The sequence below is a fragment of the Paenibacillus sp. IHBB 10380 genome (genome assembly GCF_000949425.1).
Taxonomy (GTDB): domain Bacteria; phylum Bacillota; class Bacilli; order Paenibacillales; family Paenibacillaceae; genus Paenibacillus_AQ.
Genome location: NZ_CP010976.1, coordinates 1,366,050 through 1,378,818, shown reverse-complemented (window position 1 = coordinate 1,378,818; position 12,769 = coordinate 1,366,050). Strand labels below are relative to the sequence as shown.

General features: G+C 43.7%; 13 protein-coding genes and 1 pseudogene. 9 read left to right on the top strand and 5 right to left on the bottom strand.

Annotated elements, in window-relative coordinates; translation table 11 throughout:
* Window positions 1-108 precede the first annotated feature (108 nt).
* Genes UB51_RS06255 through mnhG form a run of 7 tightly spaced genes read left to right on the top strand, consistent with a single transcriptional unit; the run spans window position 109 to window position 5,883 of the window.
* Window positions 109-2,502 (top strand): Na+/H+ antiporter subunit A, encoded by a 2,394-nt coding sequence (locus UB51_RS06255; protein ID WP_044876570.1) that lies wholly within the window; start codon window positions 109-111, stop codon window positions 2,500-2,502.
* Window positions 2,499-2,924: a Na(+)/H(+) antiporter subunit B gene (locus UB51_RS06250; protein ID WP_044876569.1), complete on the top strand. Its 426-nt coding sequence runs from the start codon at window positions 2,499-2,501 to the stop codon at window positions 2,922-2,924. Before UB51_RS06255 ends, UB51_RS06250 begins: the two co-directional genes overlap by 4 nt.
* Window positions 2,924-3,262, top strand: coding sequence for a Na(+)/H(+) antiporter subunit C (locus UB51_RS06245; RefSeq protein ID WP_044876568.1), 339 nt, complete (start codon window positions 2,924-2,926; stop codon window positions 3,260-3,262). Before UB51_RS06250 ends, UB51_RS06245 begins: the two co-directional genes overlap by 1 nt.
* Window positions 3,255-4,739 (top strand): Na+/H+ antiporter subunit D, encoded by a 1,485-nt coding sequence (locus UB51_RS06240; protein WP_044876567.1) that lies wholly within the window; start codon window positions 3,255-3,257, stop codon window positions 4,737-4,739. Before UB51_RS06245 ends, UB51_RS06240 begins: the two co-directional genes overlap by 8 nt.
* 25 nt (window positions 4,740-4,764) lie before the next feature.
* The gene (locus tag UB51_RS06235) at window positions 4,765-5,250 is read left to right on the top strand and encodes a Na+/H+ antiporter subunit E (RefSeq protein ID WP_234405554.1); all 486 of its coding nucleotides are present in this window, start codon (window positions 4,765-4,767) and stop codon (window positions 5,248-5,250) included.
* Window positions 5,250-5,534, top strand: a complete 285-nt coding sequence (locus tag UB51_RS06230; protein ID WP_044876566.1) for a Na(+)/H(+) antiporter subunit F1 — start codon at window positions 5,250-5,252, stop codon at window positions 5,532-5,534. The genes UB51_RS06235 and UB51_RS06230 overlap by 1 nt, the downstream gene beginning before the upstream one ends.
* Window positions 5,512-5,883, top strand: a complete 372-nt coding sequence (mnhG, locus tag UB51_RS06225) for a monovalent cation/H(+) antiporter subunit G (protein ID WP_044876565.1) — start codon at window positions 5,512-5,514, stop codon at window positions 5,881-5,883. Before UB51_RS06230 ends, mnhG begins: the two co-directional genes overlap by 23 nt.
* A 156-nt stretch (window positions 5,884-6,039) precedes the next feature.
* Here mnhG and UB51_RS06220 read toward each other — a convergent pair whose 3' ends face one another.
* Window positions 6,040-7,425 carry a TraB/GumN family protein gene (locus UB51_RS06220; protein WP_044876564.1) on the bottom strand — a complete coding sequence of 462 codons (1,386 nt, stop codon included), beginning with the start codon at window positions 7,423-7,425 and terminating at the stop codon, window positions 6,040-6,042.
* Between the two features lie 159 nt (window positions 7,426-7,584).
* Window positions 7,585-7,962 (bottom strand): annotated as a pseudogene (locus UB51_RS06215) (putative immunity protein); the annotation flags it as partial.
* Between the two features lie 167 nt (window positions 7,963-8,129).
* On the opposite strand from UB51_RS06215, the gene UB51_RS06210 reads away from it, so the two are divergent.
* Both UB51_RS06210 and UB51_RS06205 read left to right on the top strand, forming a co-directional pair.
* On the top strand, window positions 8,130-8,333 hold the full coding sequence (locus UB51_RS06210) for a hypothetical protein (RefSeq protein WP_044876562.1): 204 nt from the start codon (window positions 8,130-8,132) through the stop codon (window positions 8,331-8,333).
* Window positions 8,334-8,447: 114 nt separating this feature from the next.
* On the top strand, window positions 8,448-9,458 hold the full coding sequence (locus tag UB51_RS06205; protein WP_044876561.1) for a YeiH family protein: 1,011 nt from the start codon (window positions 8,448-8,450) through the stop codon (window positions 9,456-9,458).
* 364 nt (window positions 9,459-9,822) lie between these two features.
* Here UB51_RS06205 and UB51_RS06200 read toward each other — a convergent pair whose 3' ends face one another.
* The 3 genes from UB51_RS06200 to UB51_RS06190 form a co-directional block, all read right to left on the bottom strand.
* Window positions 9,823-12,111 carry a glycoside hydrolase family 65 protein gene (locus UB51_RS06200; protein ID WP_044876560.1) on the bottom strand — a complete coding sequence of 763 codons (2,289 nt, stop codon included), beginning with the start codon at window positions 12,109-12,111 and terminating at the stop codon, window positions 9,823-9,825.
* 24 nt (window positions 12,112-12,135) lie between these two features.
* Window positions 12,136-12,363 (bottom strand): hypothetical protein, encoded by a 228-nt coding sequence (locus UB51_RS06195; RefSeq protein ID WP_044876559.1) that lies wholly within the window; start codon window positions 12,361-12,363, stop codon window positions 12,136-12,138.
* 61 nt (window positions 12,364-12,424) lie between these two features.
* The gene (locus UB51_RS06190; RefSeq protein ID WP_052675769.1) at window positions 12,425-12,745 is read right to left on the bottom strand and encodes a ChbG/HpnK family deacetylase; all 321 of its coding nucleotides are present in this window, start codon (window positions 12,743-12,745) and stop codon (window positions 12,425-12,427) included.
* Window positions 12,746-12,769 lie beyond the last annotated feature (24 nt).

Sequence of the window (12,769 nt, the reverse complement as noted above, 5' to 3'; positions counted from 1 at the left end):
CATACAAAATTAGATGTTGTTAATTACATAGAGTATTATTGTCATATTTGGACAATAATATAATGCTGATTATTCAGATGATATACATAAGAAAAAGGAGGAGAGACTTTGACCCTACTACACATTGCTATCCTGATACCATTTTTCTCCGTCCCTCTCATCCCTCTTTTGTATAAATATGTACATCGAATACATACGGGTTGGTTCGTGATGGTTATTCCCGTTCTACTGCTCATCTTTTTCGCACGCTATTATTCCGTTCAGCAACCGTTAGAGCCTGTCATTCATTCCGTGCCATGGATTCCATCACTTAATATCCATTTTACGATCTATTTGGACAGCCTCTCATTGCTATTTGTTTTGCTTATTACAGGCATAGGCGCTTTGGTCGTGTTTTACTCCATCTTCTATATGTCTAAAAATCGGGAAAAGCTGCACCTCTTTTATGCTTACTTAATGCTTTTCATGGGAGCGATGCTCGGATCCGTTCTTTCAGACAACCTCCTTGTGCTATATGCATTTTGGGAACTCACTAGTGTATCCTCCTTCTTACTTATCGCATTCTGGTATCATCGCAAAAGATCTCGTTACGGAGCTCAGAAATCGATGTTCATTACGATGAGTGGTGGATTCTCGATGCTGCTCGGCTTCATCATCCTATATGTCGCATCAGGGACATTTAGCATCCGGGAGTTAATCGCATTTGGAGACCTAGTTTCGCAGCACTCGCTTTTTATTCCGGCAATGTTTTTAATACTTCTCGGCGCATTTACGAAGTCGGCGCAATTCCCTTTCCATATCTGGCTACCAGACGCGATGGAAGCCCCTACGCCAATCAGTGCTTATCTGCACTCCGCTACGATGGTCAAAGCAGGCGTATATCTCGTCGCCCGTTTAACCCCAATATTCGGTGGTCATCAGGAATGGTTCTGGACTATCACCATCACCGGACTCATTACTTTGTTAATCGGTTCATTGTCGGCGGTTCGTCAGAGTGACCTTAAGGCTTTGCTCGCATTCTCGACCATCAGCCAAATCGGCTTAATTATGAGTTTGCTAGGTATTGGTTCAGTGGCGCTCAATAGCCAATATAGCGGCAGTTCTTTGCTATTTGCAGGTGCTACGCTAGCCGCGATCTTTCATTTAATTAACCATTCGATCTTCAAAGGCTGTCTCTTTATGATGATTGGAATTCTCGATCATGAAACGGGTACACGGGATATTCGGCGTTTGGGCGGTCTGATACATGTCATGCCCGTCTCATTCACTTTAACCCTGATCGGTGCATTTTCCATGGCAGGTCTTCCTCCATTCAGTGGCTTCTTAAGCAAGGAAATGTTCTTTAGTGGTGTGCTAATGACTTCTCGTAACATGGATAGTTGGTTCATCATTATTCCGATCATCGCTTGGGTCGCAAGCATATTTACCTTTGTTTACTGCATGATTCTCATATTCAAGGTATTCATAGGCCCTTACCAGCCTAAGCGACTGGACCGTAAACCGCATGAGGCACCAATAGGCATGCTCATCTCGCCGATGATCTTAGCTGCTCTTGTCGTCATCTTGTTCTTCTTCCCGAATTGGATTGCGTCTTCTCTGTTAGAACCAGCTGTAAAAGCTATTTTGCCACAAGCATTCGCGAACGGCGAAGAGTGGCATGTTCATATATCCGCATGGCACGGCTTCAATACAGAGCTCCTGATGACCTTAGGAATTGTCATTCTAGGAACGCTGCTTTATAAATATTTCAACAAATTTCGCAATATTTATGAAATCATGCCGTTAAGATTCAGCTTGAATCAAGCCTATGATATTGGACTTGTAGCCATGGAACGTATTTCCGGGAAGATCACGAGATTCTACATGACCGGTTCATCTCCCCGTTACTTGTCCTATCTCTTCGTATTTTTGATTGTCATTGTCGGGGGTTCTCTATTTCTTCAGGATGCTTTCATCCTTGATCTTTCGAACAATGCCCCCATTGAGCTTTATGAATATATGTTAGGCTTCACCATGGTCGCGGCAGCCATATACATGGTATTCACGAAATCCAGATTGATCTCGATTATTGCCGTAAGCGTAATTGGCTATATCGTTTCATTGTTTTTCGTTATCTTCCGTGCACCAGATTTGGCACTAACGCAACTTGTCGTTGAAACGATTTCAACTGCACTTTTCCTGCTTTGCTTCTACTTCTTACCGAAGGTTAGCAGGTATGTGACACCCGTGAAATTTCGCATTAGTAATGCGATCATTGCCATTGGAGTCGGATTGACGCTGACTTTAATCGGTCTAACGACGCAAGGACATCATTTATTCGATTCGATTGCGGAATATTATAAAGATTCATATACACTAGCTGGAGCAAAAAATATGGTGAATGCGATTTTAGTCGACTTCCGAGCCTTCGATACGATGCTGGAAATTGTCGTTCTCTTCGCTGCAGGAGTAGGTATTTATACTTTAATTAATCTTCGCCATGCAGGGAGGAAAAATCAATGAAGTTCACCGATGTATTTTTGCAAACCTCAACAAAAATATTAGTGTTCATTATTATGACCTTCTCGATTTATGTTCTGTTCGCAGGACATCACAATCCTGGAGGCGGTTTTATCGGTGGACTAATTACAGCTTCTGCCCTTGTCCTCCTCTACATTACATTCGATCTTCAAACGGTGCGCGATATCATTCCTGTCGATTTCAACCAACTGGCGGCTGCAGGCGTTATTGTTTCTGTACTTACGGGAACAGCTTCCTTCTTATTCGATGTTCCATTCCTGACACAGACGTTTACCTATGTAGATCTGCCCCTGCTCGGGAAAACGGAGCTTGCTTCAGCCGTCATCTTTGATTTAGGCGTATACATGACCGTTATCGGAACGACAATGACGATAATTACGAGTATAAGTGAGGACGAAAAATAATGGAGACATTCATAACAATTATCGCCGGTATACTATTTACAGTCGGAACCTATCTCATCCTGAACAAAAACCTGTTGCGGATCATTCTGGGTATAACCATATTCTCTCATGCTACTCATCTGATGCTACTTGCCATTAATGGGTTGAAAAAAGGAGCTGCGCCTCTTCTCGGGGAAAATGCCGCCAGCTATACCGATCCCGTACCACAGGCATTAATTCTTACCTCGATCGTCATTAGTTTCGCACTAACCGCATTTCTTCTTGTGCTTGGTTATCGTACTTACGTGGAGTTAGGTACCGACAATATGAAGCATTTGAGAGGTAACTCGCATGAGTAATGTTTTGATTTTACCAATCATCATTCCCCTTCTAACTGGAATGGTGATGATCTTCTTTCGTCGACACATACGTTTACAACAGTGGCTAACCGTCATAAGCATGCTGCTTACCGTTGGGATTTCCATTTTTATCATTCATCGAATTTCACGTCAGGGTATCATTGTTCTCGATGTCGGCGGCTGGCAGGCTCCTTACGGCATCTCGTTAGTCGGGGATATGCTCTCGGCCTTGCTCGTACTGGTCGCAACGTTCATTTGCCTAATGTGCACCCTGTTCGCTTTCGGTTCCATGAACAACGATCATAAGGTTCACTTCGTTTATCCCTACATTCTATTGTTGCTTTGCGGTGTGAACGGCTCCTTCCTGACAGGTGATATTTTCAACCTGTTCGTCTTTTTTGAAGTTATGCTGATCTCCTCCTATGTGTTACTGGCTCTCGGCGGAAAAAAGATTCAGCTCCGTGAATCCATTAAATATGTCATTATTAACGTCATTTCATCGACATTGTTCGTTATCGCGATTGCCTACTTGTATTCGATTACCGGAACCCTCAATATGGCTCATCTTTCCGAGCGCATTGCAACAATCGGTCAAGACGGCCTGCTTACGACAGTTAGCCTCTTATTCTTGACTGTGTTTGCTCTTAAGTCAGGGTTATTCCTGTTCTTCTGGTTGCCTAGCTCCTACAGTGCGCCCCCTCCTGCGATCGCCGCATTGTTCGCAGCTCTACTTACCAAAGTCGGAATTTATGCGATAATGCGTACATTTACATTGATCTTCTATCATCAGCCGGGAATTACGCACACTGTCATCCTCTGTATGGCGTCCATCACAATGGTACTAGGCGCGCTAGGTGCTATCTCTCATTGGGAAATCAAAAAAATTCTAGCCTACAACGTAATCGTTGCAGTTGGCTTTATCCTCTTCGGCGTTGGGATGGCGACCTTCGATTCATTGACAGGCGCCCTGTTTTATTTGCTTCATGATATGCTGGCAAAGGCGCTTATTTTCATTCTAGGCGGAGCGATTATCTCCATCTTTGGATCGGACAAGCTTCGGCACTTTAGCGGCTTGCTTCTATTCCGACCGTCGCTTGGTTGGTTGTTTTTCATAGCTGCGCTCGCCCTTGCCGGGGTCCCCCCGCTCAGTGGTTTCGTGGGCAAAGTCATCATTCTCAAGGGGGGCATTACCGAAGGCCATTTGATCATGTCAGTGATCGGAATTATAACGAGCCTCTTGGTGCTCTACTCCGTTATGAAAATCTTTATTCACAGCTTCTGGGGAGAGACGCTACTAAGTGAAGGGGATCAGAAAGCGGCCGGTACCAGCGCCTTATTGCCAGGCTCCATTCTAGTCACATTAATTATTGCAATGGGATTAGGAGCGGAGTGGGTGCTCACCTATGTTGAGCAAGCCGCTGAGGTTATGACCAACCCATCAATCTACATCGATGCTGTCTTCAAACGAATCAGTTAATGATCCAACCTAAGAATTAAAGGATGTGGCGGAAATAACAACTCAAATCTTATTGAATTTGTTGATTGCCTTCGTGTGGATGCTTCTCAATGAATCGTGGAACATCATCATCTTTGGAATAGGTTACGTAATCGGATTTTTCATTATATTTTTGATGCGTCGTTTTTTTCCTGGATATTTCTATGGCAGGAAAGTCATTTTCATTATTAAATTATTCTCGCTCTTCATCATTGAGCTGCTTAAATCTAGCGTCGTGGTCACTATGCAAGTTACGCGACCAAAGCTAAACATTCAGCCAGGTATTTTCCGTTCCGAAACCATACTGAAAACCGACTTGGAAATTACGCTGCTGTCTACATTATTAACCTTAACACCGGGCTCCGTTGTCATGGAAATTGATCCTGAAGCAGGGGTCATGTTCATCCATGCTATGGATGTAACAGAATTCCAGAATAGTATTACAAAAACAAAGCATAAGTTTGAAAAGGCAATTATTGAGGTGATGCGATAATGTTCGATAAAATTATGCTTCTGGCCATGTTCCTTCTCTCGATCTCAGTTATGATCGCGCTGTACCGCGTGATCAAAGGACCTTCTATTCATGACCGCATACTGGCACTCGATTCAATCGGATACATCATTATTGGGATTGTTGCAGTACACTCCATTATGCTGGATTCTCATGCCTATCTTGAAACGATACTGCTGATTGGTATATTGGCTTTTCTTAGCACGATTGCTTTAAGCAAGTATATGGAAGGGAGGGTTGTGAATGGACGCAAACGCGATAATTGAAATTGTGGTCGGGATCTTAGTCATTACAGGCACCGTAATGAGTCTAATTAGCTCACTAGGTATTATCCGCCTTCCCGATGTGTATAATCGTGCGCACGCTTCAACCAAAAGCGCAACGCTTGGTATACTTTGTATTTTATTAGGCGCGTTCTTCTATTTTTTCTTTACGCACGGAGTATCCAGTATCCGCTTATTACTCGGTATCATATTCGTCTTCTTGACCGCCCCTGTCGCTGGACATATCATTATTCGTTCCGCCCACCGTTCGAAGGTCGCTCTTGCCGATATTAGCGTTCAGGACGATCTCCAGGATTATTTGGATAGTCAGAAGAATGTAGAATCTAAATGATATAAGCCGATTGTGAAGCACATTCTGCTATAGTTTCAGACAAGTTCAAACAGCCGAGATCGGGCAGCGGCAAAGAAATTCATACCGCATCGTCGAAATTGAACAAAAAACAGCCAGGGCATAAAGGCATCTGCCCCGTGCACTGGCTGCTCTCGATTATTGCATAAATTGAACGTTATAGCCTTTTTCTTTCAGTAGGTCGACAACCATACCTTTCATCGCATAATGTGCCGAGCCTACTACAACAAAGGAGGTATTCTCCCCTTCTCGCTCCAATAATTCAGCTAGCTTACCTGCCATATTTTTGTCCCGTTCCCCGATCAGACGCTGATTCGCTTCACCTTCTGAGAGTTGTCCTGTTGTTGTCAATGTTTTTGTCAGACCTTCCAGATCACCTTCAACCCAAGCAAGCTGCATTTCTTTTAAATATTTTACTGCTTCCTTGCCCCCAGTTTCGGACAGTACATCATCAAGCATGACATTTAGTTCTTTTTCCTGTTGCTCTGCAGGTACATTGGCGAACAGGTCTGCCTGCAGTTTAATACCTTCCAGCTCGTAGATCGGCTTACCCGTAAGCAGTGCCTTAACGAGGAAGTAACTGTCGATACCCGTAACCTTTGCAATTTCGCTTTCGGTTGGATTATCGAAGTAACCTAACATCGACAGATTGCTGGAAACGGCAAACGGCTTGAGGCTGTCAAAAATATCCACTGGTAACTGCGATTTTGTAAGCACTTTTTGCAACTTCTCATACGTCCCTACAGATACATGATCCTTCAGCGTAGTGCCATCACTGTATACCATCTTCTCAGTAAAGTAACCCATATCCCCGTTTACAATATCCACTTCGACCCACAGGTCGTCCGACGCTTGGAAGGCTTCCCGTATGCTTTTATGCATCGGGTACATGTCGGTGATCCCCAAGTGAACTGAGCCTAGCAAATACAGTGTGTTTTTTCCATTTGTCACTTTCCACATGAGACCTTCGGCTCCGCTATCGGCCGTATCGTATGTAAACTCAACCATTCTGCTCGCCAGCACAGTTGCTTGTTCAACCGTAGCAGGATTCTCCAGCTCAAGACCAATTTTAGTACCTAGAACGAGACCTTTTTGTTGCATATAGTCAATCGGCGCAGCAGCAGTCATCCCGAACGCCTCCGGCAACTCGTAATTCGATAATAGCTTGTGTAACGAAGTAATCACGGTTTCTCTCGTGATCACTTTATTCGTTGCGAAGGACAGAGAAGCCTCTTTCTTCTTGAAACCGAGCAGATCCAGCTTTGTTGCTGTAGCATTCATTATGGAATTGAATTTGTCGACATTAATAGGCTTTTGAAAAGTCCCGTCATAATACCAGTTCAGCGGATAAATCCCGTATTTCTCACCTTCGCTCAAGGTATTTACGGACCAAGAGCTAACAGCGGGAGTTACAGCAGGTTCTTCGGCGTGAACAGGGAAAACATTACCTAACAGGATCGTCAAGCTCAGCGAACCTACGGCTGCCCAACGACTTAGCTTACCCCAATGATTTTTTACTTGCATGAAATTTTTCTCCTCTCGAATCTATAATGATGTGTTAAATCTTGTTAATACATTAGTATATTATACTATGTAAAAGATTCGCAGGATATTTTTCTCAATTTATCACGATCAGATCTGATTTCTATAATATTAAAATCCCTAACCAGATTCCAAACTTGTCTAATACATTTTGTATTTTTTCAGTTCTTGTAATTGCCATTCTCTTTCTTCAGTAATTCGATTCATATCTTCTTGTGAGTCAAGACCGACCACTTTAATGGCGTAATCTATAGCTACCATCGCATGCCCTCTCATATGCCCCATACCAACAGCTTGTCCTATAGCTCTTGCCGCTGCTTTTGCGGTTTCACTTTTACATTCTCTGGCTACTTCATGGACTTTAAAGCCAGCCTGTCTAACTTGATGGACGGTCGCTTCACCTTTTTGCCACAATTCGTTAACTCTAATTCCGTTTGCTATTTTTTCGTCGTCCGGAAATTCCTTTTCAAGATATGGAAGTACGTGTCTTGCGACACGAATAGCCCACTTAGCCAAGTCAACCTGACTAACGAGATCCGTATCTTTTTACTCCTTATAATCCTCAAAATCGAAAATTTACACCCGTCATTCTGGTTATTATGTTATTTTTAAATGTTCCCGTTGACCTTCTCCTTTAATTCCGATAAGATCACTATATATTATCGGAATTAAAGGAGATGTATTCCATGCGTATTTGCTCGAAGTGTCAGCAATCCTCCTCATTGCACGACTTCGTTTGCTCCCATTGCGGAGCCCCTCTCATCGATAACGGGGAACTCCTTAGTGCCCTTGATCTTAACAGCAAACCAGCCAAGCTTAAGATTATGCTCACCATTGGGGCATTGATCGTCGTTGCTATTATCGGATTCCTCACTAAGTTCCTTTCATAATGATTCCTAATGATTACTATTAGTTATTTATATTTGCCTTTCTATCATTCTTCTCTTACGATGTAGATTGATCATTCATCCAACTATACATCTTCCGTGAGAGGAACAAACAACATGATTACGTTAAAAAAGTTAGTCCCCGGACTGATCCTCGTTACCATCATATCTATCATTTCTACTCTACTAGGTTCCTATCTTCCCTTAATCGGTGGCCCGGTTTTCGGTCTTTTGATTGGTATCTTACTGAATAATACCGTAGGTAAACCCAAAGATACCCTAAGCGGTGTCCAATTTAGCTCTAAAAAAGTATTGCAATGGTCGATTATCGTCATTGGTTGTAATTTGAGTTTGGCCAGCGTTTGGAGCACGGGCGTGGAATCGTTAGCGGTATTATTATCTAGCTTACTTGCGGCTTTTTTGGCTGCTTATTTTTTTGGAAAGCTGCTTAAAATCCCCACTCGCTTGAAAATACTCATTGGTGTAGGTACAGCAATATGCGGCGGATCGGCTATAGCGGCCACTTCACCAATTATTGAAGCAGAAGAAACCGAGATTGCTTATTCTATCTCTACCATTTTTATGTTCAATATCGCAGCTGTCCTGCTGTTTCCGTGGATCGGACATTGGATCGGATTATCGGATACGGGATTCGGTTTATGGGCTGGGACCGCGATTAACGACACTTCATCGGTCGTCGCCGCAGGTTATATGTACAGTAATGCCGCAGGCGATTATGCTACCATTGTCAAACTCGTACGAACGACATTTATTATTCCAGTTACGTTCTGCCTTGCCATGTTCTTTGCGAGAAAGAAAAAGCAGCAACAACAGATGGAAGGCGGGGCAGAAACCTATAATGCTCTTAAGGTTTTTCCATGGTTTATCGTTTATTTCTTAGTTGCCTCTCTATTAAACACGATTGGACTATTCGGGGATGGATTCTTAGCCTTCACCGGACATGCCTCGAAGTTCATGATTGTCATGGCCTTAACGGCGATCGGTCTCAGTGCAAACTTTAGATCGATGCTCAAAACCGGGGTTCGTCCCGTCCTATTCGGACTCATCGTATGGTTCTTTGTCGCTGCAGTAAGCTTATCCGTGCAGTGGATAAGCGCACAGTTGTAGAAGCACGAGTAGCACGATATAGCAATCCAAAAAGGGAGTTGGACGTATCCAACTCCCTTTTTCGTATATTTCCCAGTTTATTAAATTTCATTTTGATTACAAAGTCCGCGACAATGACGTCAAACATTGTATCCCTTCACGTAGCAAGACCTCATTCGCGAGGGAAAAACTGAGACGGATCCATGACTTCAACTCTCCCAGTGGATCACATGTCTCTTTGAGCCTCTAACTTTCGCCTACAAAAAAATGAGGTGTCCCTAGCCATTTTCACGACTTATGGGACAGCCCTATTTTGTTTATGGTGGAGCCTAGGGGATCGAACCACTGACCTCTTCGCTGCCAGTGGAGCGCTCTCTCGCAGTAGTTAATAACACTGCTGCAAAGGAATTTCAGATTTTGATACCAGATACTCCTGCCCAGCCAGCAAGATCGTGAGGGGCTCTCCTTGCAAGAGCTTAACTTCCGTTCCGTTGCTGCTAATACTAACGGAGAGATATCTTCCTAAATACCCAATCGAGAACCGTAAAGACTGCCATTGCTTCGGTAGCGCCGGTTCTAGTGACAACCCGCTTTCTTTGATCCGAAGACCAGCAAATCCGTAAACGATCGCCATCCACGTCCCCCCCATATTTGCCAAATGGAGACCGTCCTTCGTGTTGCCGTGCGTGTTGTCTAAATCTAACCGAGCCGTCTCGATAAAGTAATCATACGCCTTATTTACTTCGCCGATCTTAGCGGCCATAATACTAAACACGCAGGAAGAGAGCGAAGAATCGTGTGTCGTGATCTTCTCATAATAATGATACGAGTCGCGGATGACGGAGAGCTCTTGCTCGTCCTCAAGCAAAAAATGCGCCAACACAGTATCGGCCTGCTTACACACTTGGTAACGATACAACGTCAAAGGATGATAATTCAGCAACAATGGATAATGCTCATCCGGCGTATTCTCGAAATCCCAAACTTGCTTCTGTAGAAACGAATCATCTTGTGGGTTAATCCCGAGCTTCGAATCATAAGGCAAATACATTGCTTCCGATGCCCGAACCCACTCAACAATCTCTGCTTCCTCCAAATCCAGCTTCATTTGTAATGCCGCTAGTGTATCAGGCGCATGCTCCTGCAACAAAGCAACCGATTTAGCGGCCCATCGCATATTTTCTTTAGCCATCACGTTTGTGTAATAATTATTATTCACGATCGCAGTGTATTCGTCAGGACCCGTGACTGTATCGATTTTAAATTTCCCTTCATGATAATGTCCAGTATCGATCCACAGACGCGCGGTTTCGACGAGTAGCTCCACGCCGCATTCTTTAAGAAACTCCATATCTTGTGTGACTAAATAATACTGGATATAGCTATAAGCAATGTCCGCGCTGATATGATACTGGGCTGTGCCAGCCGGAAAAAATGAGGAGCATTCTTCGCCGGAGATGGTTCTCCACGGAAATAAAGCTCCCTTCCTATGCCCCATGTCTCTTGCCCGCTTCCGCGCATGATCAAGGATCGAATATCGATATTTAAGAAGCTGCTTTGCAAGTTCGGGATTCGTCATCAAGAAGACCGGAATCATATAGATTTCGGTGTCCCAAAAATAATGACCTTCATATCCTTCTCCCGACAACCCTTTTGCGGCGATATTGGAGTAGTTATCGCGTCCCGCTGACTGCAACAGTTGGAATAAGTTAAAGCGAATCCCTTCCTTGATTGCCTGATCTCCAGCGATTTCGACATCTGCATAAAGCCAAAACCGATCTAAATAGCCTCGTTGCTGTTCTGCAGCTTCTTGGAAGGTCAAGTTCGAATGTTGGCGGAATATAGTAAACCCCGTTTCCATCGGGTTTACTCCATGTCGAAGCGTATCCGTATAGACATTGGTTTTAGTCACAATCGCTTTACTTTTCAATTCGCAAACGAGCACCGTTTCCATCGCATTCTCCCGCTTCACGATCTCTTCCTGGTAATCCAAGTCGATTTTACAAGCGGAGGCACAAGCGACCCGAAGGTTAGATCGTTTCGTTCGAGCTTCTACGCTAACGACATTACCTTCTTTTGCCGTATTCGTCACCGATAATAGCTTCACATGGCCCGATCCAATCCGTGGATCGTTTGGGTCCTCAAAGTTCGAGACATCTCCATTCAAGCAAGAAACCACCTTCATCTTTCCGAAGAAGGTAACGGGCTCTATCACAATTTCTTGTAAAAACAATTCCTTATTGACGAACGAGCTCAGTCTCTTAAACTGGAGTTTTACCACTTTCCCCTTCGGAGAACGCCAATGAACGACCCGTTCGGAATAGCCCTTGTCCATATGAAACTGTCTCTCATAATGAAGCACTTCCCCTTCGAAAAGCGAAAACTGTTCTTCTTCTTTTCCCTCTCCGAAATAAATATGAACGGTTTGCGCATCGATAACATTCACTAATTTTTGCTGCGTGTCAGGGAATGCAAACAACTTCTCGCCATATTCTATATTCGTAATATCATGGAAGGCATTGATATACGTGCCCCGTATGGACGAAACACCATCACCGTATTGTTCTTCAAAGTTTCCGCGTACGCCGATATACCCATTTCCGGTAAAAAAAAGACTTTCTTCGTTTAGTAAGTTTCCAATCGCAAGCTGATTGGAACGGATTACCCAAGACATGTCCGCCACTTCCCTTTCATCTATTTACGTGTAAGTATCCCAAAACTTATTCAAAGATAGTCTTGGAATTGTAATAACAGCTTCGTCATATCGAATGGGTCGAATTCCTCTTCGATTGTATTCGGCCAACATATTAGGATGGGACCAAAGTAAAATGTCCTTGGATCGATTCATCGCGATTTGGATTCCCGTTTCATAAGAATTACCCAGTGCTCTCATCTCTTCCGAATCGATAGCAGGGTGTGTGATCATCAGATATTGCCCCGCATCAAGGGATTCAAGACAATAGATATGCTCAGCGAAAGGATCCTCTCTAACACTGATGACCTTTGAAATATCGAGGATGCTGGTTGAACAATCCGTTTGACTCTGTCAAGGTGGGTACCTCAAAGGGATTTGACACGGGCCCCCACTTGACGTTGTCCCATTCCGCGTTTAGTACAAAGTGTAATCCAAAACAAATGTCGGTTCTTTGAATAAACAACCTCGCAGCCTCTTCCACGGAAGGACATGTCGCCATAATAGAAATATTCTTAAGCACACCACCTTCAATCGCCTTCTGAATGCCTATATTGGCTGAATGATTGCTGCCGCAATCGTCAGCTCGTGTGATAATGGATATTTCTTTGCGCATAATATACCTCCATGAACCTTTACA